Genomic DNA, 22,240 nt, shown 5'->3' with positions numbered 1-22,240 from the left:
TACTAGATTCCTACTTGAACATTCCACAAGTCAGCATATATTTTGTTCTGATCTAATAGTTTTTCATGTTTTCCGCTTTCTACTATTTTACCTTTATCTATAACTACAATATTATCCGCATTTTTTATAGTGCTTAATCTATGAGCTATTACTATAGTTGTTCTTTCTTTTGTGATTTTAGATAACGATTTTTGAATTAAAGCCTCTGTTTCATTATCAACTGAAGCTGTAGCTTCATCTAAAATTAATATTGGAGCATCCTTTAAAACAGCTCTCGCCAAGGCAATTCTTTGACGTTGCCCGCCTGAGAGCCTTTGGCCCCTTTCCCCCACTATAGTTTTATAACCATCTGGTAATTGTTCAATAAATTTATGAGCTTCCGCAATCTTTGAAGCTTTAATAATATCTTTAAGACTTGGGTTGATTGAGCCATAAGCAATATTTTCTTGTACACTGCCATGAAATAAATAAGTTTCTTGACTTACTAAAGAGATACACTTTCTTAAATCCCTCAAATTTATTTCTTTAATAGAAACCCCATCCAAGGTTATTGCCCCATTATTACTATCATAAATTCTGAGTAGTAGTTTTATTATTGTACTTTTCCCAGAACCTGTTAAACCAACAATTCCTAATGTTGAGTTATTTTCAATTTCGAAATTTATGTTTTTTAAAGTTAAATCTCGTCCAGGATAATTAAAATTTACATTATTAAAAATAATTTCTCCTTTGATATCTTTAGGTTCAATTTTTATTTTTCCATCTTTTATTTTTATAGGCGTATCTATGAGATCAATTACTCTATCTATTGAAGCCATAGATCTTTGAAAATCATCTAAAACATGCCCCAAAGTAGTTAAAGGCCATAATAGTCTTTGTGTAATAAACACTAAAAAACTATAAGTACCTACATCAAGTGTCTTGTTCCAAGTTTGGAAACCTCCAATTAATAGAATCGCTATAAAAGCAAATAAAATTGCAAACCTTATAAGAGGTATAAAAGCAGAAGATAATTTTATTGCAGCCTTATTACTTCTTTGATAATCGAGACTTTCTTTATTTAATCTATTTAGCTCCCATTTTTCTTTAGTAAAACTTTTTATGGTTAAAATTCCACTTAAATTATTATTAAGCCTTGATGCCAAAAGTCCAGCTTTATTTCTAACATCTCTGTATTTTGGAGCAAGCTTCCTTTGAAATTTAATTGATCCTAAAAATATAATTGGAATAGGAAAGAAAGCAAACAAAGCGATTTTTGGAGCGACAAAAATCATAGTGCCCCCAATTATTAAGACAGTTATAAATAACTGAATAATCTGATTAGCCCCTTGGTCTAGAAATCTCTCTAGTTGATTTATATCATCATTCAAAATAGATAATAGCCTTCCAGTATTATCATTTTCAAAAAAATCCATATCCAATTCCTGGATATGCTCATAAGCTTTTATTCTTAATTTATGTTGCGATAGCTGAGCTAAATTTCTCCATAAAATCGAATATAAATATTCAAAGGAGGATTCGCCAGACCAAACTATTCCTGAAGCAAATGCGAGAAAAATCAATTGTGCTGGAACTTCTTTTATTCCAAAACCAGCAATCCATGAATTCTGTTCCTTAACAACGATATCCACTGCAAGACCAATTATTACAGGGGGAGCTAAATCTAATATTTTATTAATTATGGAACTAAGAAAAGCAAAAAATAGTAACCTTCTTTCCTCAATCAGATTCAAATAAAGTCTAATTATTGGATTTTGATTGTTCTTAGACCTCATAAAAATAATAATTAAATTTTTCTATTATGATTTAAATTTTCTATAGTTTCTAATTTACATTTTGTTTTTGCATCTTGATGACTTGCAGTTTGCATAAATTCTTGGTAGTAACAATCACAAGTTTCATTCGCAATTTCTTCACTATATATCATTTTTGCTTTCATCATCTCCTCTTTGACACTCTGAAGACAAAATAATTTTATGATTGAATTTTCTTTCGTTTGAGCTAGATAAGAACTATTAAAGGAGTTGAATAGTATTATCAGATTCACAAAAATAAAGAAATTATATTTGCTAGCTTTCATTTTCTATGACTAGTTTCTGACTTTAATTTTTTTTAATTTATTTTTAGTTTCTCTATGCAGATCTCTGGGTAAATCTACCAAACTGTAATCATTGAAAATCTGTATCTTCCCAATGGATCTTCCATTTATATTAGTTGAATTACAGATTGAGGATATAATATTTGCAACTCTAACTCCGTCAAATTTACCAAAGTTAAATTTGTAGGTTTCAAAAGAATCATTTTGATAATTATTTCTTCTATTTGAATTTCTCATACGATTATTACTATTTCTATTTGATCTATTTCGATCAGTATTATTTTGTTTATTAATCCAAGAATCATCGTCATTAACAAAAAATGATTTATTACCTATTACTAAATTAATTGCCGCCATTGCAATATTTGAGTCATCCATAGAGTATTTTTCTTTTAAATTATCTAGTACATCAATAATCAAAGCTTTATTTTCTTCATTTTCATCTTTAGCTAAAGAACTCTCATTAACATTATCTATAAGTTTCTCCATCCTTTTTTCATTTATTATTTTATTACTTGGTATATCAATTTCTTCAATCTTGGTTCTTGTTGAGTTTTCTAAGTTTCTTAGAAAATGTTTTTCTCTTTGATTAACAAATAGAATTGCTTCTCCTGATCTGCCTGCCCTTCCAGTTCTTCCAATTCTATGAGTATATGTTTCCTTGTCAAAAGGAAAATCGTAATTAACAACAAGTTTTATCCTCTCAACATCTAATCCTCTAGCTGCGACATCAGTTGCAACAAGGATATTAATAAATCCTTTTTTCAATCTATCTACAGTATTTTCTCTTTGATTTTGAGGTATATCTCCATTAAGTACTGCCACAGTATGACCTGAATTCTCTAAAGCTTCAGCTATTGAAGTAGTAAGTAGTTTTGTCCTAACAAAAATAATTACTCCCTCGCTATTAAGTTCTAGTATTCTTTTTAAAGCATCCAACTTATGATGCCTTTGTACATATAGAAATTTTTGCGAAATTAATTGAGTTTCTTTTTTGACACTTTTGATTAATATTTCAGCGGGATCATTTAGATATTTTTTTGCTATATTTCTTATCTCACTAGGCATTGTTGCTGAAAACAATACCATCTGCTTATTTTCTGGAAGTTGATCTATTATCCATTCAATATCTTCAAGAAAACCCATATTTAACATTTCATCTGCCTCATCTAAAACAAGACAATTTATATCTTTAATTTTAAAAGTCCCCTGCCTTATATGATCCATTATTCGGCCTGGGGTCCCAACTACTACATCAACTTTTCTTTTTAATGCAGAAATTTGATTTCGATAGTCGGTACCTCCATATATTGCAACAGTCTTAAAATTACTAGATTCAGAACTATAACTTTTAAAAGATTCTGCCACTTGAGTTGCTAATTCTCTTGTAGGAGTCATAACTAAAACCTTGGCATTTAATTCTTTATTATCTGTAAGTTTTTCTATTAATGGTAGTGCGAAAGCTGCAGTCTTTCCTGTTCCTGTTTGTGCTTGACCTAGTAAATCCCTGCCTAACATCAGTTCGGGAATTGCAGCTTTTTGGATGGGAGTTGGATTTTTATATCCTTTATTTATTAACGAGTTTAAGATCGATTGATTAAACCCAAAATCGAGAAATCCATTCTCATTATCATCTTCTTTCGATACTTCTAATAGTTGAGATTCAATTTCTTTTTTGTTATCTAAGTTCTTGAACTCTAGTAGGGAAGAATCTTCATTCTGAGACTTTTCCTGCTCACTACTAAGAGAGTTGCCATCTTTTTTTAAAGCCATTTTAAATGCCTAATAATCTTCTGATTAGGCATTCAACAAATATCTAAATTGACTTAAATTGTTGATTAGCCTTACAGAGCCGAATTATTAATCTAACATCTTGAGGTTAAGATATTACCAATTTCTCAAAAATAAAATTTAATTTAAATAATATATATTTAAAGATTTTTTCGCTCTTGTAACAGCAGTATAAAATAACCTTCTTTCAAAATTATCTCTACAAAAGATATTTTGATTATCTTTTTTTTCTTTTACAGCATATTGATTTCTTCTATAATTTTGGGACCACAAAATGTTTACTTTTTCAGATTCACTTCCTTGAGATTTATGAATAGTAATTGCTATTGCTGGTACAACATTTTCTAAATTAGATGGATCAATTAATGCGACAATTTCTTCGTTATTATCATTAAATTTTCTAAAAAGATATTTTCTTTTATTTTTTAAACCTATAAGCACTCCGATATCACCATTTGATAATCCAAGTTCATTATTATTTTTTGTACACATTATCGGAACACCCTCTTTAAGAATTTTAAGGTCATAGGGTTTTTTTTGACCAAAAACAATTTCATTCAAATATTCAACACTCCATATTCCAGAATTTTTTTCGCATAAAATCAAGTAACTTTGTAAATTCAGAAATATCTTATCTACTAAATCTTTTTCATTAAGCAATAAATTATCAATACTCTCATCAAATATATATTTTTTTTTACTTAAATTTGAAGTTGAAATATTTAACTGTTTTAGATGACTTGTAATCGAAAATAATAGATCTTTTGGAATATCTTTTTCTCTACTCTTTGAAATAGTAATTTCTTTTGAATTATTATCTTTTTCTAATTCTTTTATCTTTTGATTAAGTAAAGAAAAATCATTATTGAATATTAAACTACTAATTAATGCTATATCTCCAATATTTCTATAAGTTTTTTCTAAATTTACTACACAAGATTTAATTGAACTATTATCTGAATATTCAAACAAATAATTCCATATAGAACAGTTATTTACTGGAGACAATTGATTTTTATCTCCAACTAAAATAATTTTACAGTCGTTTGCTAGCAAATTTAAAACTGATTCAATCAAATCGATATTAACCATTGACATTTCATCAATTATGAAAATATCAAGCTCTTTTAGTTTAAATTTCAACTTAAGAGATTTATTTTGAGAATTTAAAATCCATCTATGTAAAGTTTGAAATTCTATTTGGTCTAGAAATTTGCTAAAGGAAATATTGTTTTTATAATTAAGAGCTTCTTTCAAACGAGCTGTAGCTTTACCAGTTGGAGCAGACAAACCAATATTTAAAAAGTTATCAATTTGAAGGAGTTCTAGTATTAACTTTATTATTAAAGTGGTTTTACCCGTACCTGGTCCTCCTTGAAGGAAAACTAAGTTTGAATATTTAAATATATTTTTAATCTGATCAATTTTATTATCATCTTTATAAATTATTGAGTTCATTAAATTATCGGTATCTATTTTTTTTAGAAATAAATTAATAACTCTTTCTATCTTTTTTGACCATTTTGATAAGGATAATTTTCTATTTATCAATACGAATGGAGAATGAAGGGAACCAATCAAACCTATATTTTTTAGAACATCTATATGTTTATTGGGCCAGCCATCTTCTAATAATTCAAAGATTATTAAACTATTATCAACATCAATAATAGTTTCACCATTTTTTTCAAACTCTAATAAAATTTTTATTACATCTTTTACGAAATTTCCATATTTTTTTTCACTAAATTTGAAAATACCTAAGATTAAATTAAATATATGATCGTATTGGAAATATTCAATATTTGTAATTTTAGTCATTCTAAAAAAGGTTATCTAAATAATTAATTCTTTTTAAAGGTGCTTTGCTAATAAAAATACCTGGAGATATATCTTCAGACTTAGATTTTTCAAATAATTCAAAATCTGGTAATCCCTTTAAAAACAAATAAATATATCCTCCTAGATGTTTATGTGGTTGATAATTTTTAAGTCGCCACTTTAATAATCTATGCAATGCTAATAAATAAAGATGAGATTGCAATGGATAATGATGTTTAATCATTTCATTTCTCATGTTTTCATAGTTATAGTTTCTAGGTAAACAATCACTATTATCACTACCAGAAATAAAATTACTTTTCCAATCAATTACCCACCATTTACTATCTTCTAATTTATTTCCTACAGGGAAAACACAATCAATACATCCTGAATGAAAGCCTTTATTCATAATTTGAAGATCTTTTATTTTATTTGCATATTCTTCACCAAATTCATATTCCTTATCTAAAAAAAAGCAATTTGATATATCATTAGAATTAATATTTCTACCTTCATAAGATAGGGTTAAATCATATTTGAGTTCCTTAATTAAGTATTCATTTGGGATATCAACTAGTTTCTTATTTTGTAATTCTCTTCCTAAAGATATATTTATGATTCTTAAAATCGCATCTTTTACTTTAAAAGCCAAAGAAGTATCGATTTGATGAAAGTTCAATTCTTCAATAATTAAATCAATTAATTCTTGATTATTATCGTTTCTAAATTCAAATCTTTCTATTATTTTGTGCAGGCAAGTACCAGCAATAGTTCCTTTTGGAAATTCACTTAAGGGATTTGGATAAGAAAAATAATTAGGATAATTCTTTGAATTCTTAAAATTAGAATCTTTAATAATTGATATACTTTCTTCATAATCTTTATATTGATAAGAGACTTCATAAATATTTTTATCTTTACGTATCCAAGAAGAATAACTTGAATAAGAAATAAATTGATCAGAATTAAATACATTAGATATTTTTTTATTAACTTTATCGATTTTCCAAAGATTATTATTCAATCGGTTGGTTTGGAACTTAGAAAAAATATCTTTTATTTTCTCTTTTTCTATCCTGACTTCAAAAGTAGACTTATAAATATTGATATTTTCCAAATTATTAAGTAAATCATTATTTAAAATATTATTTGTATCCTCTAAATCATTAAAAACAATAAGTTTATATTTGCTCCTTGTAAGTGCTACATAAATTAACCTCTCACTCTCTTTAAATAAATCTTCTTCTTCTATTAATTTAAATTTTTCAACCTTAGCGTAATTATTAGAGATATTAACGTATATATTTCTATCAATATTTGATTTCCAAAGAGGTCCTTTAATTTTATTTGACTTATTTGAAATAATTGAAAGATATGGACATAGGACTATTTCAAATTCGAGGCCCTTACTACTATGAATGGTAGAAAGATTTATTCCATTTTGAAGATTATAATCTTTCGTCAAAAAATCTTCTCCAGTAGAAATTCTTAAAATATGATCTAACTGATTTTTATACCAGTTGAAGACTATATTGAGATCAAAATCATTATTTATTAATTCAATTTCAACAATTTCTGAAAGTTGAAATAAATTTGAATTTAAATCTGAATCTTGAATAATCGAGGATGACTTGTAATTTATAAGTAGTTCATTAACAATGTTTAAAAAACCTTTTTCTCTTAGTTCTTCGGACCAAGTAATGCATTTATTAATTAAAATTTCTAAATTATTACTAATTCCATGATCAAGTAAATCTTCTAATTTTATTTCTATAAACTTTGAAGCAGCAAGCAAAGTTATATTTTTAAAAGACCTCGGATTTAATAAACATTCAATAAATAAAAATAGTAGAGAACTTGCTTCTGTATCAAAAATATTTTGTTTATTTTGAATTTTGCATGGGAGGTTAAACTGATTTAATTTTTTTTTAAAATCTAAGCATTGCGAATTATTTAATGTAAGAATCGCAATTTTATTAATATCAATTTCCTTATTTTTTAAAATAAAGTTAACTATGTAATTAGTTACAAGATCCTCTATATCAGTCTCTTTTTTTGAAAATTCTACAATTTCAAATACATCCTTAAATTTAAATTTAGGGTTGATACTTTCATTAATTCTTGAGGTTAATTTACTATAGTTTAGTTTTGATTGTTTAAGTCCATTCTTATAAAGTGTATTAAGAACATCGATTAACTCTTTTGAAGATCTATAGTTATCTGTGAGACTAAAAACTTGGATTGCATTAGATCTTGCATCTAAGTAAGTTTCAATATCTCCACCTCTAAATTTGTAAATCGCTTGTTTTGGATCACCTACGCAAAGTAAAAAATGATTTTTTGTATTAAAGAACTTTTTTATTAAATTCCACTGAGTAATATCAGTATCTTGGAACTCATCAACTAAGACACATTTAAACCTTTTTTGAATTTTAGATAGAGTATTACTATTACTAATTTCCGAATCTAGAAATGTATTTTCTACAGTCTTTATAAGATCATTGAAGTTGAAAATAGAAAAACTTTTCTTTAATTCAATTAATTTTATATAAGCTAATTGGGTAAATATTCTTACAAATTCAGTAAAGAAACCTTCTTTTATTTTATAAATTTTATCTTGTAATAAATTAAATTTAGTAAAATCTAATTTTAGATTATGTTTATTAATTTCTTTAGATATATTTTCAATATAAAAATATTTAGATAAAAGATCATCCTTAGAAATATCATATATAAAATCAATAACATTTTTAGAATTAAGCCTTTTGTTAATCTCTTCAATCCAACAATTTATTTGATTAAACTTATCATTTCTTGGTTTTGCAGCATATATTTGACTTTTTCCACCACTCTCCTTAATTAATTTTCCTAACTCTTTGAGTTGTAAAAATAATTCCTTACCTTTCTTATTCCATTCAAAACAAAAATCATTCCAATTTAAATAAAAATATTCATTAAAATAATCATTTAAATCAATAATCTTATATTTATTATTTATATGAAATTTACAGATATTTTCTTGATCTATATTTTTTAAAATTTCTACAAAAAATGACTTATTGATCCTACTTCCAAATCTAGAACTTATTTTTTTTTGGTTAACTGCTGAAATAAGCTCATGATTAAGATTCAGAAAATCATCAATCCACAAATTATCTATTACATCTTTATACAAATTATCAATATTATTCTCAATATATGGATCCTGAGTTACACCTATTTCAATACTATATTCATCAATAATATTATTACAAAAAGCATGGAACGTTGTTACTTTTAACTTATAGAATTGATTTACAAAATTATCAATTTCGGAAATTATTTTTTCCTCAGATTTATCTTTATCCTTAAAATTTAGATACCAATCCTTAAGAGTATTATCTACCTTACTTTCATTATGACTTTTCAAATATAATTTTAATTCATGAAATCTCGAGAGTATTTTATCTCTTAATTCAGAACAAGTATTTTTTGTAAAACTTAGCAAAAGTATCTCATCTGGTTTAACTTTTTTCTCCAAAACATTTCTTAAAACTATATGAGCCAAAGAGAAACTTTTACCTGTTCCTGCACTTGCTTCTACTAATTTAAAGTTATTATCTAATTTAATTTGATTAATATCCATTTCTTTATTAAATTAAACTTTGACCTCATTTTTATAAAGTAAGTAATTCTTAAATTTATTCATTAAATATTTCTCTTCCATGGCAATCTTAAATTTAATTATTAAAGCTAAGCTTATTGTCAAAAATAAATAATAAATAGATAATTTTGTTACAAAAACTCCAATGGAAATAAATATTAAAGAATAGTACATAGGATGACGCATAAATCGATAAATACCTGTAGTAACTAGATTGCTATTGTTTATAGGTCTTGGGAAAGGGGATAAATTTTTACCTAAGTCTTTAATTGAAACTAACATTATTATAAAAGCGATTATGATAATTAAAATACCTAGGAAATAAGAAAAAGAACTTGCTTGAATTATTTGTTTTTGTGGAAGAAATTTCCATTGAAAAAAATGAAGACTAATAATAAAGAACTGTAAAAAAACAAGCATTAAATCATGAGAATCTTTTAAAAATTTTTTTAACTGAAATTGAGACATTTTTTATTTCTTAAATGCTTTAATTAGAGGACCATATAATCTGTATGATAATTGATCAAAATTGTTATTTCCAAGAAAGAAATCTGGTTCTTTTTCATTACCAAAACACATTTTCATTTCGATATTATCTCTTTCTCCTTTAGAAAAATTGTTATTACCAATCCATTTATCTGTAAAAGCTTTTTTTTCATTTTTTGATTTTATTTTTGCTTCTACATATTTATAAGAACTTTCTGGAGGAAGAGGTAAACATTTTTCAGAATAATTTTTAAAAATATTTATGTAATCCTCCAAAATTAGATTTGATTCAGTTGCTCCGGGTGATTGAATAATTTGCGATTTATAATTATTTTCTGTTCTAAAAATAACTTTAGTCCTTTTTATATTCCTCTTTAAAGAAGATATAAAGAGTAATTTTATCCAAGCCTCAGTCAAACGACTTAAACTTAACTTCGCATTAATTAATTCAATTACTGTGTCATCAGCGATTAAATATTCTTCTTTATTCGCATTTAACTTAACATAGATTTTATTAATCTTTTTATGTTGACTCAAACTTGCAGATAGACTGCTCAATAATTCTTTGATTTCTTTTTCTTTTGTGAAAATACTATTTTTGGGCATTATAATACCATTTTCAGCCAATTGATCATTAATATTTAATTCATTTAAATAATCAATAATATTATGATTATCAATCTCTACTTGCTGGATTATTTTTGTAATTAGTTGCGACTTTTGCAGATTGCTTACATACTCCTCGTCTGGATGATGAATAAATATTTCTTTGGGAGAAATATTGTTTTTATTAAGCCAATATTTTTGTGGAGTCTTGAACCAATAAATCAATTCTGATAATTTGTAATTTTTAATATCAGATTTTTTTTCATTCCAATTTATATCTTCTATTAAAGAATAATTACTTTTAACAATCTTAGATTTATCAAGATCAATTATTTCATTTTTATTTAAATCAAAATCTTTAATTATTATTTCTCTTTGGCTTTGGTTTAAAAAACTATCAAAAAAAGAAATCAACTCTTTTATAGGAAAAGAAACATCTAATTTTTTATTATCTTTATCATTTTTTACCCAAGTAACTATAAATTTATCTCTGCAGGCAATTAACAACTCCAGAAATGCATATTTCTCTCTTTCAAAAACAGATGGATCACCCAAATGATATTTGTTTTTTAATAAATTAATGTTTTCACTCTTTGGTAATTTTGGATAATTAACACTATTCATGTCTATTAGGAAGATAACCTTATGTGGAATATGCCTTGAATTCTCAATATCACTTACTAGGATCTTGTTGACTCGTGATTTGCTTTGATATTTAACTTTATTTATGCAAGAAATTAATATTTCTCTAAAAACTTTTAACAAGATAAGATCATCAGGTATTAAAGGTATTTCGTGATTATCAAGAATTCTATTTATTTCACTTATTTCTAAATTGAAATTTGCATTAGAATCAGCAATACTTTTTAATATAAACTTTATCTTTTCCACCCAATTCGAGTAAGAAAAAGATCCCCTCATCAAATTAATATATTTTTTAAAATGAATTAATATTTTAACCCATTTATTCAAATCCAAACTTATATTTTTATAGCTGAATGGTTTTAAATTAAAAGTACTTAAATTTACTTCTTTGTCATAAATTAAGCCTAAAATAATTCTATTTATACACCAATCTAGAGTATTTTTCTCTTCACCTAATCTTTCTTTATCATCTAAACCCCAATGAAAACCCGCTTGGGAAAGTAAGAAAATAATTTCATCCTTCTCAGTAATATTAAAATCAAAAATGTTCTGAGTTACTTTTTTCGAAAGAATATAATCTATTTTTTCAAGTGTAATTTTTTCACTTGCTATTTCAGTGATGTCAATTAGAAATTCATAAATACCTAAAGAGTCATGATTATCCTCATCAATAAAAAAATAAGGTATCTTCTCACCATTAATTAACTCATTATTAAAGATGTACCTTAGATAAGGTTTAATTAAATTAGTTTGTGGAGATAAAACAGCAATATCACTATATTTAATATTCTCGCAAGAATTAATTATTTCTATAATTTTATTTCTTAAATATTCAAATTGACTATTCTGATTAAAATGCTCACAAAGTAATATTGAATCATCCCTTTCACTTACTATAAAATCAAAGCTATTATTATCAATTAGTCTTTTTTGTATTTGATTAAGAAGAGGAATATCTTTTTTATTATGAAAATTAGTTATTGGATCGAGATAAATAAGATTATTTTTAAAATTTATACCCTCTGTATAAATATTTTCATCAATTAATTTCTGAAAGTTTGCTCCAAATTTACCAAATATTTTCTCTATATTTTTATTATTTAAATTCAATTTACTTTCATTATCATCAAATTCCAACTCACCTTCAAGACAATTTATTCTATTCCATAAATCTTCTCCAGGAGATAATAAATACAAATTTACTTTAATAAATTTTGAAAGTTCTGAATAAAAATTAATATGTAGTTTAGATAAATTATTATCAGAAAAAATATAAATTTGATTTGGTAATTGAAATTGAATGTTTTTAATTTTTCTTAAATTCTTTATTACTTCAATCATGTATAAACATGATGGCTTTTCAGATATCTTTTCCTCTATTAATTTGTATAAAATAGGTTGCCAAAATTGATCTGAGTTTAAATTCTTAAATAAATTAGATGAATTAATTTCATATCTATTCCATTGAGCAATCATTTCAGGTCTAAAAATCAGATAATCAATAAAATTATTTGTGATCTTTTTTGTCAGATTATATATATCTCCATCAATTGTCTTTTTATTATCCAAATATTTATTAATCCAATTTCTAAGCGGAAATGATTCTTTAAAGCTATTTAATTCTTCCAAGGAATCAATAATGCCCCATTTAATTGACTCATAATTCCATGCGCTCATATCAATTACAGGGAAAAAATTTGTCAATAAAGATTCGGTATATGTTGATATTGTCTTTAATTCATAAAGAGCACTTATTTTGTTTTTTATAGTTATTTGTTCACGTAACCAATTCCCAAAAAAGTAATTGGGGACAACTATTTCTAATTTCTCATTTATAGGCGGAGGACATATTTTTAATTCCTCTGCTAACAGCTCACTAATTACTTCAATTTTATTTGACTTATAAAGATTGAGCAATTTACTAGATAGTTATATTACTCAACTTTAAATGGATCAATTATTTCTGCATTAGGACATTCGAATTCCCCCACAGCAACAAACTCTAAACGCAACTTTAAGAAAGTTATAAATTTTCTATCCGTTGATAAAATAACTGCTGGGGGTGATGGAATCTTTGCTTTTAGATCAGAAAATCGGGCGGTTTGCAAAAATGATGGATTTTTTAAAAACCAAAAATCTATTTCTTTATTGTTTTCTTTATAATTCCTTTCCCTTTCTTTCAAAATCTCTTCAAGTGGTTCTTCAACTGTCAAAAACTTTTCACTTGCCGCGACGAAATAATAAGTTGTCATTTTGAACTTTAATTTGATGTAATAAGTGACTTCATTTCACTAACTGACTTTTCTAATCCTACTGCTAAAGCCCTTGCAACAATACTATGGCCTATGTTTAACTCATTCATATTGTTAATTGATGCAATTTTTTTAACATTATTGTAGTTAAGTCCATGACCAGCATTAACAACTAATCCCAGGTCATTTGCATTATGTGTAGCCTCCATAATCCTTTGAAGCTCTTTGTTTTGATCATAACCTGTTAGTTCGGAATATCTACCAGTGTGTAATTCTATAAAATCAAACCCTACTTCTTTTGAGTAATTGATCTGATCAAAAATTGGATCAATAAACGCACTCACTTCAATATTTGAATCTTTTAAATTTTCAACAAAATTACTTAGATACTTTATATTACTTTTTACATCCAACCCGCCTTCTGTAGTAACCTCCTCCCTTTTCTCTGGTACAAGTGTTACGCAATCAGGAACAACCTTTTTAGCTATTTCTAACATTTCTTCTGTAGCAGCCATCTCTAAATTTAGTTTTGTTTTTATAGTTTCTTTCAAAAGAAATACATCTCTATCTTGAATATGTCTCCTATCCTCTCTTAAGTGGACTGTTATTGAATCTGCTCCTCCTAATTCAGCTAAAAAAGCAAATTGAACAGGGTCTGGCTCTATAGTTTTCCTTGCTTGCCTTACATTTGCAATATGGTCAATGTTTACTCCTAAAGTAGTCATAATTTCAAGATCTTAGTTTCTAGACAATCTAGTAACCGCCCAATAATAGCTAATAAAAAATTACAAACCTATAAATTATTAATATTTAGTAAATTGAATTTGGAAAAAAAATCTAATGATATAAATCCTTTTTTAGGTTTTTTAGCTATGCTCCTTACCCAGGACATTGTAATAAAGATTTTTTTTAGTGACATAAAAATTAAAAATAAAATTTTTAAAATACCAAAGGATTCTTCAATTATTTTGGCCCCAACCCATAGATCAAGATGGGACGGATTAATTATTGCTAAGGCAATGGGTAGAAGAGTTACTGGTAAAGATTGTAGATTTATGGTCACAAAATCTGAAATGAAAGGATTCCAAGGTTGGTTTTTAAAAAGACTTGGTTGCTTTTCAATTGATCAGTTATCTCCTTCTCTTTCCGTATTAAGATTTGCAGTAGACCTAATAATAAAAAAGAAACAACTGGTAATTTTCCCTGAAGGAAGAATTAATAAATACGGTAAAAATTTAAAACTTAAAGATGGGTTATATAGGTTGGCCCTATTAGCATCTAAAAAAACCAATTCGATATTTATACTTCCAATAGGAATTGGCTATAGCCAAGTATCTCCGAAAATTAGAAGCAAAGTTACCTTATGCTTTGGAGAGCCTTTGTTAGTAAATAAAAATCCCAATTTATCAATAGAGGAATTTAATAAAACTCTCAAAAATAGAATGCATACCGCAGAACAAGTAGCATTAAAAAATGTAGGTCGATAAATCCATTATCAGTTAATATTAATAAATTAACAATAATGAGAATATGAAATTCTTGAGAACGATCCCGATAATTTTTATTTTTTTTGGGATATCACCTTTTATGATCCAATCTTATGCGGAAAGCAAAAACCCAAATGAATATAAGGTTCTTTCAAGTACAAACAAAAAGTTATCTATCTCCGATGTCCAAGATTACTTAACTACAGGTGACAAACTTGTAACTAAAGGTGATTTTGAAAAAGCAAAGCAAACTTATGATAAGGCGAGGAATTTAGCTAGACAACTCGCTGGATTCTATAGAGATCTCAATGGTTCATTCAAAGGTTTAGATGCAAGAATTCCACTCGAAATGGAAAAAAAAGGAAGGAAATCTATTAAAATATGGGCACAATCAAATGCTAGGTTAGCTTCTTTATATAAAAGGAAAAAACAACCTGAGGTGGCGGTACCTTTACTGGTTGAGACAATAAGATTAATGTCTCCAAATAGTACTGAAGGTAAAGAAGCATATGAAGATTTATTAGAACTTGGTTTCGTTGAGACAAGTTATAAAGGATTTTAATTGAGTATCATGATTTCCAATTCAAAAGTCATAAGTTTAATTTTAAACAAGTTACCAGATTCCAAAGTAAAAGTTGAAAACCTTAAGGGAAATGATCATTTACAAGTGACGGTAATTTCATCTAGGTTCAATGGATTATCATTAGTTAAACAACATCAGTTAGTCTATTCTGCCTTAAAAGAAGAATTAGCCTCAGAGGCTATTCATGCACTTGCTGTAAAAACAGAAACCCCCAATTAAATCATGGAAAATCTTATTAAAGATAAAATCAAAAACCTAATAGAATCAAATCCAATTATGGTTTTCATGAAAGGTACAAAATTAATGCCCCAATGCGGATTTTCAAATAACGTAGTTCAAATTCTAAACTCTCTAGGGGTTGAATTTAGTACTTTTGATGTTCTTAGTGATTTTGAGGTAAGAGAGGGCATTAAAGAATATTCAGATTGGCCAACTATCCCTCAAGTTTATTTAAAAGGTGAATTTCTTGGAGGATCAGACATCCTTATCGAGATGTACAACTCTGGCACCTTAAAAGAAAAAATTGAAATTGAATTGGCATCCTAAAACAATTAATAATAAGTATAAATACTGACTTAAGTTAATAAAAATTAATATTTTAGATTATTTTTTTGTAAAAAAAACCTTTGTTTTCGTCACCACCAGGCTCAATAAAACTTGATGGATCTAAAATCCATCTTTCTATTAATCTTTCTAATTTATCCTGATCTCTCTGCTCTAAACTACTGCAATTCCTTAATGCTTGGAGATAACCATCACAATATAATTTGAGGTCTAACGGGGAATGAAAACGACTAACCAAGTCTTGGCAGTTATCGCAAATTGACTGAAAATGACGAATTGCTTTAGGATTTTCAAATGATGTCATAATTAGATAGATTCTGATTTTCTTTTAGCATTTGTTATACCTTATTAAGGATGATAAAAAATTGCCTGGCCCAACAGTAATTAAGAATGCAGTCAACTGAGCAAATCTTAGCTTCAACCCCTGGTAACACACAATTGCCTACGAACTCTCAGACTCCCTCAAGAGTTCTTGTTGTTGAACCTCACCCCACACTAAGAACTGTCCTTGTACAAAGACTTCGTCAAGATGGTCACCTAGCTGCAGCAGTCGGATCCGCGGCAGAAGCTGTAGACCTTTGTAGAGAACAATCACCTGACCTTTTGGTCAGTGCCGAAATTCTTGAACATAACACTGCGATGAGGCTAGCCCAACAGTTAGGATGCTCTGTTATTGTTTTAACTGCCAGATCAGGCGTTGAAGCATTAGTCAATTTACTAGATGAGGGAGCCGATGATGTTCTCAGAAAACCATTTGGTCTTGAAGAATTAGCTGCAAGATGCAGAACACTTTTGAAAAGAGGCAGAATTGGGCTACAAGAAAAAGTTGAAGTTGGACCTTTAGAAGTCCATCTTCTCCTTAGACAGGTCACATTAAGTGAGAAACCCGTGGAATTAAGCCCTAGAGAGTTTGCTTTGCTTTGTGCGCTTCTTATGCCTCCAGGGATGGTTAGAAGCAGACAGGAACTCTTGAGGATGGCCTGGCCTCCATTTAGTGGGGGACCAAGGTCAGTAGATACTCAAGTTTTAACTTTGCGAAGAAAACTAGAACAGGCAGGCTTAGGAGAAGGTGGAGGTATAACAACAGTTAGACAACAAGGATACAGATTTAGTATTGATAATATCTAAACCAAGAATAATATTATTTCTCCAATAATCATTAGGACTGATAACCATGTAAGTAATTTATAAGTCCATAGAGGGGAAATATAGGATATTTGCTTTACATCGATATCAAGATTTGTTTTTTGAGAAATCAAAGATAAGAGTTCTCCTAAATTTTCTATTCTTTGGGGAACTAAATAATTTTGGTCATTATTTAATGTAAAGTAAAAAACTTTACTACCTTGGCTAGTTGGGCGAGATTTTATTAATTTAATATCTTTCCACGAGATTTCCCAATTTTTCTTCCCGAATAGATTAGAAAGAATACTTGTTTTATAGTAAATTTTTTTATCGTTAGTTTCTACATAATCATTAGTTATACTACTTATAAAAAATAATCCTAAAAAAAACAAACTTAAAGAAAATATTTTTAATTCATCGCTTGCTAAAAATGGAATAGGAATTGTAAGCGCTAAATATAGGGAAATCAAAGAACTTTTTACAACAAATAGAGTTTCAAACTTTTCAATCATTAATCAAATACTGTTTCAGTCTGGCAAATTTAAACTGTTAAGGTTTAATTTTGCCCCTATTTTATGAGCGCATGCGTATCCACTAAAAGCAACTGCATTAAGACCTTGCCCTGGGAAACATGAATCCCCTACACAGTACAAGTTTTTAATTTTAGTAGTGTTAAAAGGCATCGGAAGAAGTCCAAGTAACTTTTTGGTTGGAATTGGGCCGTAACTTCCCTCATATCTTCCAAGGAACTTTTTATGTGTCTTTGGGGTCCCAATTTCTTTATGGTCAATATTTTTATCTAGGTTGGGGATAATTTTAGAAATCTTTTCAACTAAAAATGAAAAATAATTTTCTTTTTTTTCTAAGTACTCTTTCCTTGATAGATTTTCCCATTCCCTAATTGAAGATGGCGTAAAGGCATGAATAATATGTTTACCTTCTGGCGCTAAAGATGGATCCAACAAAGTTGGAATTGAAACAAATATCACACCTTTTTCATTTTCTAATTCTCCCCAATTCTCAACAATAATATGATGACAATTAAAGTCTTCAATTAACAAACTTTTATCTACTCCAAGATGAATTGAGACAAAAGAGGGAGAGGGTTTATAAGTTTTTGACCACTTATATTCACTTTTTGGGATATTACTAAAATTAATTAATCCTTTGTTTTTTTTATTAATTCCAAAAGTATCCCATCTTGTAGAATTGGAAACCACAATATTTGAGTAAATTTCTTCTCCGCTTGACAACTTAACTCCTACTGCTTTTTTATCTTTTAAAAGTATTTCAGTTACATTAGCTTTATATCTAACCTTACTTCCTAATTTCTCAATACCAGACACCAATTTTTCTGCAATTATTCCTACACCTCCCTTTGGATAATTTATACCCCCAACATGACGATCAGTAAAAACCATTCCTGCATTGATCATAGGAGTTTTAATAGCTGGCATTACTGACCAACAGAAACATTCAATGTCAATAAATCTCAAAAGTTCGGGATCTTTTATAAACTTGCGTGCAACATCTCCAGCATTTACTGGTAGCCATCTAGCTAAACCTAAGCAAGATAATGGTGATTTTAGGAAAACTTTAAAAAGGTAAGCAGGATCCTCTATCGATAATAGTGGCATTGAATCTAGGCAATTAAAAACGATGGCACAAGTTTCATAAAATTTCTTTATTCCCTCTTTTTCATGAGGGAAACGTTTAGTTAGTTTATTAATAAATTTCTCATATTCTCTATCAACAGAAATACTAAATCTATTTGGTAAGTGATATTCCAATTGAACAGGATCTGGAATCGTTTCGCATTTCTCATTTACGTCTTTTAGAGCTCGTGTTAGTAAATTTGTATAACCTTTTTCACCAAAGCCAAAAATCATTGAGGCCCCAACGTCAAAAGTATAACCTTTTCTTTTAAAAGATCCTCCACTACCCCCTGGAATAATATATTTTTCCAGGACTAACACCTCAGCACCTTTAGAAGCTAACTGGGATGCAGTTACCAATCCCCCTATTCCTGAGCCGATAATAATCGCATCGAAATTTTCTTTATTGGATTTCATTTTAAAAATATCGAATAATCCATATTAGTAAATCTTAAGAAGTAATTGATCTTTTTCTAAATAAGAATCCAAATTTTTTTTAAATTCCTGCAATAACCTTAGAGATCTTTCCTTATATGCTTTATACCTTAATTTTTTATCTTTTATTTTGCAAGTTAATTCGGGCATCAAGCCAAACGAGGCCGGCATGGGTTGAAATTGATTTTTTTTTCGGTTAGAGATAATTTGATTTTTATTACTTATAAAATGTACCAAAGCACCAATCATTGATTCATTAGGGAAAATTACTGGACTTTTATTTTTAATTAAAAGTGAGGCATTAATTCCTGCTAAAAGACCTCCAGCAGCAGCGGCAGCATAACCTTCTGTCCCAGTAATTTGACCAGCAGCAAGAAGTGTTTTTCTTTTTAAAAATTGAAGTGTTGGCAAGAGTAATTTGGGAGATTCTAAAAAAGTATTTCTGTGCATTACTCCAAAACGAACAAACTCAGCTTTTTCTAAACCTGGTATCATTCTAAAAATTCTTTTTTGTTCAGACCATTTTAAATTTGTTTGGAATCCAACCATATTTAGTAATTTACCATCTAGATCTTCCTTTCTTAATTGAACAATTGCATGAGGCCTTTTCTTTAATCTGTTTTGCCTATCAAATAAATCTCCCCATTCTGGATTCCATAAACCTATAGATTTCAAAGGACCAAATCTCATAGTGTCAATCCCTCTCCTTGCTATTTCTTCAATTGGCAAACAAGCTTCAAAAAAGTTTGCTGTTTCTTTTTCGAAATCCTTTAAAGAGGCCTGTTGGCCACGAATTAATTCATCCCTAAAATTCAGATATTCACTTTTATTCATCGGACAGTTGAAATAGGCCGGATCTCCTTTGTCATATCTGCTTGCTTTAAATATTATTTCTTGATTAATGGAATCCCCATAAATAATAGGACTTGCTGCATCAAAAAAATGGCAAGACTCTAAGCCTGTAAAATTTCTAATTTTACTCGCCAGTTTTTCTGATGTTAATGGGCCAGTGGCAAGTACAGTAATGTTATCTGCTTGTGGTAAATCTAATTGTTCAATTCTTAAAATTTCAACAAAAGGATGATTTGCTAATAACTCTGTCAAACGTTTACTGAATTTTGATCTATCCACGGCTAAAGCTCCTCCAGCAGGAACTGAGAATTCATCTGCTGTTTTAATTATTAAAGAGTTGAATGTTCTTAATTCTTCTTGCAGAAGACCAGAAGCTCTATCCTGACTCAAGGACCCAAAACTATTGCTACATACAAGTTCTCCAAACTCTTCAGTATGATGTGCTGGGGTTGAAGAGATCGGTCTCATCTCAACTAACTTAACCGGTATACCTCTATTGGCTATTTGCCAGGCAGCCTCCGATCCTGCAAGACCTGCCCCAATTACTATTATTTTTTTTTCTATCAAACTAAATTAATCCTTACCCAAAAAATCTCTGTTAAATTGTTCCCTTGCAGGTTTTTGTATATTGAATATGACCCAAGCAAGAGCCGCGATAATTGGTGCAAACACTACAATAGTTCTCAACATCTTAGTAAATTAATAACTCATATATCATTTTAGCTTTCAACTGAAAATAAAGAGAGAATTTTTAATCTTTTATCTTATAAGTTAAGAATTGTTTTTCAATTGTCCAGTTTAGGATAATAAGTTGTTTTTTTTGCCTTTAAAAGGGATAATTTTTAATGTACTCAATTTTACATAATGGGTCGCTAGCTCAGTGGTAGAGCATCCGGCTTTTAACCGGCTGGTCCTGAGTTCGAATCTCAGGCGACCCACATCTAATTAATTGAGTAAATTATTAATATATAGATTGTAAAAAGAATATAATTATGAAAGTTGCATAGGTATTATATATTTATTTGGCTATTATTATTTAATTGTTCGTCACACAATGTGGCGGATTACTTATTTGCCACAAATAAATTTAGTGAATTTTTTAATAAATTTTAAAGAACAATATCCTACCCTTATTATTTAGGAATCAAAATACAAATACAATTTAAAGCCTCATCAAGACGTGGAAATAGAAAGAGTTATAATTACGAAATTCAATTTAAGCCACAAATCAACAACTAAAGAATTTCCTGCCCAAATATTCCTGAAGTTTTCCAGAAAAAAAATTAATAACGAACACATATATGTATCATTTCTGTAAATAATTAGTTTCGAGCCTTTTTTAAATACTATTTTTTTTGAAAAATTAAAAAAATACTTTACAAAGCTTCATGAATCCTGTTACAATAGTACACATAAATTATTTTATTATTATGACTCCTGAAGCAGAACGTTTTACTGGTTGGGCAGCAATGTTAGGTTTCGTTGCAGCTGTTGGCGCATACGTAACCACTGGTCAAATCATTCCAGGTTGGTTCTAGGTTTTAACAACCAATCTTATAGAGAATACAAAAATTCATTGGATATTAGCAAAAACATCAAATGATAGTTTAATTTAAATTGTCTGATCGCTTATTCCTCATTAATTTTTTTAGCTGAACAAATCAAGCATGTACAATGCTTAAAATATTCGTGCAAAATAAAGGCCTTATGACTCAAGGCTTTTATTTTTTTTTGTATTTTCTTCTATATTATCTAAGCAAGTTGAACATAACAAATGTCCTTTTTTTTTCCAAAAAGTTTTAGTTGACCTCTCTATATCTTTTTTACAAATTAAGCATTTAAATATTGGGACCATCTCTTAAAATCTTTACATATACTATTGATATTAATCCTAATAATTTATTTAAACTATTAAATAAGATTAGTTTTTAAAAATACCAAATGCTTAAAATAATTAGAGAAGATATTTAAGCTACTAAAAAAATACTTATCTATGATCCTAAATAAAAACTAGATTAAAAAAAAACGCATTACAAAAAATATTTCATGAAATAAAAAAAGACCTGCTAATAAAAGCAGGTCTTTGAATGTATAGGAGATTTTCTAAATTAGATAATTAAATTTAGAAGCTGAATGAAGTCTTAACCATTAAACCTTTTTCATCATCGATTCCCTCAGCTGAGGTCTCTTTCAT

General features: G+C 28.1%; 21 protein-coding genes and 1 tRNA gene. 7 read left to right on the top strand and 15 right to left on the bottom strand.

Annotated features, from left to right (window positions below):
- Positions 1-2: 2 nt before the first annotated feature.
- From JJ844_09050 to JJ844_09010, 9 genes are all read right to left on the bottom strand, one after another.
- On the bottom strand, positions 3-1,775 hold the full coding sequence (locus JJ844_09050; protein ID MBO6975824.1) for an ABC transporter ATP-binding protein: 1,773 nt from the start codon (positions 1,773-1,775) through the stop codon (positions 3-5).
- A gap of 11 nt (positions 1,776-1,786) precedes the next feature.
- Complete coding sequence (locus JJ844_09045; GenBank protein ID MBO6975823.1) at positions 1,787-2,080, bottom strand: hypothetical protein; 294 nt, start codon at positions 2,078-2,080, stop codon at positions 1,787-1,789.
- 9 nt (positions 2,081-2,089) lie between these two features.
- A complete protein-coding gene (locus JJ844_09040; GenBank protein ID MBO6975822.1) occupies positions 2,090-3,871 on the bottom strand; it encodes a DEAD/DEAH box helicase in 1,782 nt (593 codons plus the stop codon).
- A gap of 138 nt (positions 3,872-4,009) precedes the next feature.
- A complete protein-coding gene (locus tag JJ844_09035) occupies positions 4,010-5,710 on the bottom strand; it encodes an AAA family ATPase (GenBank protein MBO6975821.1) in 1,701 nt (566 codons plus the stop codon).
- Between the two features lies 1 nt (position 5,711).
- Positions 5,712-9,338: a UvrD-helicase domain-containing protein gene (locus JJ844_09030; GenBank protein ID MBO6975820.1), complete on the bottom strand. Its 3,627-nt coding sequence runs from the start codon at positions 9,336-9,338 to the stop codon at positions 5,712-5,714.
- A 12-nt stretch (positions 9,339-9,350) separates the two neighbouring features.
- Positions 9,351-9,824: a DUF1295 domain-containing protein gene (locus JJ844_09025; protein MBO6975819.1), complete on the bottom strand. Its 474-nt coding sequence runs from the start codon at positions 9,822-9,824 to the stop codon at positions 9,351-9,353.
- Positions 9,825-9,827: 3 nt separating this feature from the next.
- Positions 9,828-13,010, bottom strand: a complete 3,183-nt coding sequence (locus JJ844_09020; GenBank protein MBO6975818.1) for an exodeoxyribonuclease V subunit gamma — start codon at positions 13,008-13,010, stop codon at positions 9,828-9,830.
- 17 nt (positions 13,011-13,027) lie between these two features.
- The gene (locus tag JJ844_09015) at positions 13,028-13,345 is read right to left on the bottom strand and encodes a DUF2488 family protein (GenBank protein MBO6975817.1); all 318 of its coding nucleotides are present in this window, start codon (positions 13,343-13,345) and stop codon (positions 13,028-13,030) included.
- A gap of 8 nt (positions 13,346-13,353) precedes the next feature.
- On the bottom strand, positions 13,354-14,070 hold the full coding sequence (locus JJ844_09010; GenBank protein ID MBO6975816.1) for a pyridoxine 5'-phosphate synthase: 717 nt from the start codon (positions 14,068-14,070) through the stop codon (positions 13,354-13,356).
- A gap of 147 nt (positions 14,071-14,217) precedes the next feature.
- Here JJ844_09010 and JJ844_09005 point away from each other — a divergent pair, with 147 nt between their 5' ends.
- From JJ844_09005 to grxD, 4 genes are read left to right on the top strand one after another with little or no spacing between them, the layout of a single operon-like run.
- Entirely contained in the window at positions 14,218-14,832 is a 615-nt protein-coding gene (locus JJ844_09005; protein MBO6975815.1) for a 1-acyl-sn-glycerol-3-phosphate acyltransferase, read from the top strand.
- A 43-nt stretch (positions 14,833-14,875) separates the two neighbouring features.
- The gene (locus JJ844_09000) at positions 14,876-15,394 is read left to right on the top strand and encodes a hypothetical protein (GenBank protein ID MBO6975814.1); all 519 of its coding nucleotides are present in this window, start codon (positions 14,876-14,878) and stop codon (positions 15,392-15,394) included.
- 9 nt (positions 15,395-15,403) lie between these two features.
- Complete coding sequence (locus JJ844_08995) at positions 15,404-15,634, top strand: BolA family transcriptional regulator (protein MBO6975813.1); 231 nt, start codon at positions 15,404-15,406, stop codon at positions 15,632-15,634.
- A 3-nt stretch (positions 15,635-15,637) separates the two neighbouring features.
- Complete coding sequence (gene grxD / locus JJ844_08990; GenBank protein MBO6975812.1) at positions 15,638-15,961, top strand: Grx4 family monothiol glutaredoxin; 324 nt, start codon at positions 15,638-15,640, stop codon at positions 15,959-15,961.
- Positions 15,962-16,013: 52 nt separating this feature from the next.
- Here grxD and JJ844_08985 read toward each other — a convergent pair whose 3' ends face one another.
- Positions 16,014-16,283: a hypothetical protein gene (locus JJ844_08985; GenBank protein MBO6975811.1), complete on the bottom strand. Its 270-nt coding sequence runs from the start codon at positions 16,281-16,283 to the stop codon at positions 16,014-16,016.
- Between the two features lie 86 nt (positions 16,284-16,369).
- Between JJ844_08985 and JJ844_08980 the strand changes: the two genes are divergently transcribed.
- Entirely contained in the window at positions 16,370-17,107 is a 738-nt protein-coding gene (locus JJ844_08980; protein MBO6975810.1) for a response regulator transcription factor, read from the top strand.
- Here JJ844_08980 and JJ844_08975 read toward each other — a convergent pair.
- Genes JJ844_08975 through JJ844_08960 form a run of 4 tightly spaced genes read right to left on the bottom strand, consistent with a single transcriptional unit; the run spans position 17,104 to position 20,736 of the window.
- The gene (locus JJ844_08975; GenBank protein MBO6975809.1) at positions 17,104-17,616 is read right to left on the bottom strand and encodes a hypothetical protein; all 513 of its coding nucleotides are present in this window, start codon (positions 17,614-17,616) and stop codon (positions 17,104-17,106) included. The two genes, JJ844_08980 and JJ844_08975, sit on opposite strands and share 4 nt — an antisense overlap.
- A 15-nt stretch (positions 17,617-17,631) precedes the next feature.
- Complete coding sequence (gene crtH, locus JJ844_08970) at positions 17,632-19,176, bottom strand: carotene isomerase (GenBank protein MBO6975808.1); 1,545 nt, start codon at positions 19,174-19,176, stop codon at positions 17,632-17,634.
- A gap of 24 nt (positions 19,177-19,200) precedes the next feature.
- The gene (trmFO, locus tag JJ844_08965) at positions 19,201-20,613 is read right to left on the bottom strand and encodes a methylenetetrahydrofolate--tRNA-(uracil(54)-C(5))-methyltransferase (FADH(2)-oxidizing) TrmFO (GenBank protein MBO6975807.1); all 1,413 of its coding nucleotides are present in this window, start codon (positions 20,611-20,613) and stop codon (positions 19,201-19,203) included.
- Positions 20,614-20,619: 6 nt separating this feature from the next.
- A complete protein-coding gene (locus JJ844_08960) occupies positions 20,620-20,736 on the bottom strand; it encodes a photosystem II protein Y (GenBank protein MBO6975806.1) in 117 nt (38 codons plus the stop codon).
- Between the two features lie 176 nt (positions 20,737-20,912).
- On the opposite strand from JJ844_08960, the gene JJ844_08955 reads away from it, so the two are divergent.
- Both JJ844_08955 and JJ844_08950 read left to right on the top strand, forming a co-directional pair.
- Positions 20,913-20,984 (top strand) — tRNA-Lys (locus JJ844_08955).
- A 492-nt stretch (positions 20,985-21,476) separates the two neighbouring features.
- Positions 21,477-21,584, top strand: coding sequence for a high light inducible protein (locus JJ844_08950; protein MBO6975805.1), 108 nt, complete (start codon positions 21,477-21,479; stop codon positions 21,582-21,584).
- Positions 21,585-21,751: 167 nt separating this feature from the next.
- Here JJ844_08950 and JJ844_08945 read toward each other — a convergent pair whose 3' ends face one another.
- Positions 21,752-21,901, bottom strand: coding sequence for a hypothetical protein (locus JJ844_08945; GenBank protein ID MBO6975804.1), 150 nt, complete (start codon positions 21,899-21,901; stop codon positions 21,752-21,754).
- Positions 21,902-22,240 lie beyond the last annotated feature (339 nt).

The organism is Prochlorococcus marinus CUG1435, assembly GCA_017644375.1.
GTDB classification, from domain to species: Bacteria; Cyanobacteriota; Cyanobacteriia; order PCC-6307; family Cyanobiaceae; genus Prochlorococcus_A; species Prochlorococcus_A marinus_AH.
The sequence above is the reverse complement of the archived record's forward strand: the minus strand, read 5'-3'. Positions and strand labels throughout refer to the sequence as shown.

What these genes read in the sequence shown, in the direction of transcription:
- JJ844_09050 (MBO6975824.1), bottom strand. Translation starts at nt 1,775, where the DNA reads ATGAGGTCTAAGAACAATCAAAATCCAATAATTAGACTTTATTTGAAT.
- JJ844_09045 (MBO6975823.1), bottom strand. Translation starts at nt 2,080, where the DNA reads ATGAAAGCTAGCAAATATAATTTCTTTATTTTTGTGAATCTGATAATA.
- JJ844_09040 (MBO6975822.1), bottom strand. Translation starts at nt 3,871, where the DNA reads ATGGCTTTAAAAAAAGATGGCAACTCTCTTAGTAGTGAGCAGGAAAAG.
- JJ844_09035 (MBO6975821.1), bottom strand. Translation starts at nt 5,710, where the DNA reads ATGACTAAAATTACAAATATTGAATATTTCCAATACGATCATATATTT.
- JJ844_09030 (MBO6975820.1), bottom strand. Translation starts at nt 9,338, where the DNA reads ATGGATATTAATCAAATTAAATTAGATAATAACTTTAAATTAGTAGAA.
- JJ844_09025 (MBO6975819.1), bottom strand. Translation starts at nt 9,824, where the DNA reads ATGTCTCAATTTCAGTTAAAAAAATTTTTAAAAGATTCTCATGATTTA.
- JJ844_09015 (MBO6975817.1), bottom strand. Translation starts at nt 13,345, where the DNA reads ATGACAACTTATTATTTCGTCGCGGCAAGTGAAAAGTTTTTGACAGTT.
- JJ844_09010 (MBO6975816.1), bottom strand. Translation starts at nt 14,070, where the DNA reads ATGACTACTTTAGGAGTAAACATTGACCATATTGCAAATGTAAGGCAA.
- JJ844_09005 (MBO6975815.1), top strand. Translation starts at nt 14,218, where the DNA reads ATGCTCCTTACCCAGGACATTGTAATAAAGATTTTTTTTAGTGACATA.
- JJ844_09000 (MBO6975814.1), top strand. Translation starts at nt 14,876, where the DNA reads ATGAAATTCTTGAGAACGATCCCGATAATTTTTATTTTTTTTGGGATA.
- JJ844_08995 (MBO6975813.1), top strand. Translation starts at nt 15,404, where the DNA reads ATGATTTCCAATTCAAAAGTCATAAGTTTAATTTTAAACAAGTTACCA.
- grxD (MBO6975812.1), top strand. Translation starts at nt 15,638, where the DNA reads ATGGAAAATCTTATTAAAGATAAAATCAAAAACCTAATAGAATCAAAT.
- JJ844_08985 (MBO6975811.1), bottom strand. Translation starts at nt 16,283, where the DNA reads ATGACATCATTTGAAAATCCTAAAGCAATTCGTCATTTTCAGTCAATT.
- JJ844_08980 (MBO6975810.1), top strand. Translation starts at nt 16,370, where the DNA reads ATGCAGTCAACTGAGCAAATCTTAGCTTCAACCCCTGGTAACACACAA.
- JJ844_08975 (MBO6975809.1), bottom strand. Translation starts at nt 17,616, where the DNA reads ATGATTGAAAAGTTTGAAACTCTATTTGTTGTAAAAAGTTCTTTGATT.
- crtH (MBO6975808.1), bottom strand. Translation starts at nt 19,176, where the DNA reads ATGAAATCCAATAAAGAAAATTTCGATGCGATTATTATCGGCTCAGGA.
- JJ844_08960 (MBO6975806.1), bottom strand. Translation starts at nt 20,736, where the DNA reads ATGTTGAGAACTATTGTAGTGTTTGCACCAATTATCGCGGCTCTTGCT.
- JJ844_08950 (MBO6975805.1), top strand. Translation starts at nt 21,477, where the DNA reads ATGACTCCTGAAGCAGAACGTTTTACTGGTTGGGCAGCAATGTTAGGT.
- JJ844_08945 (MBO6975804.1), bottom strand. Translation starts at nt 21,901, where the DNA reads ATGGTCCCAATATTTAAATGCTTAATTTGTAAAAAAGATATAGAGAGG.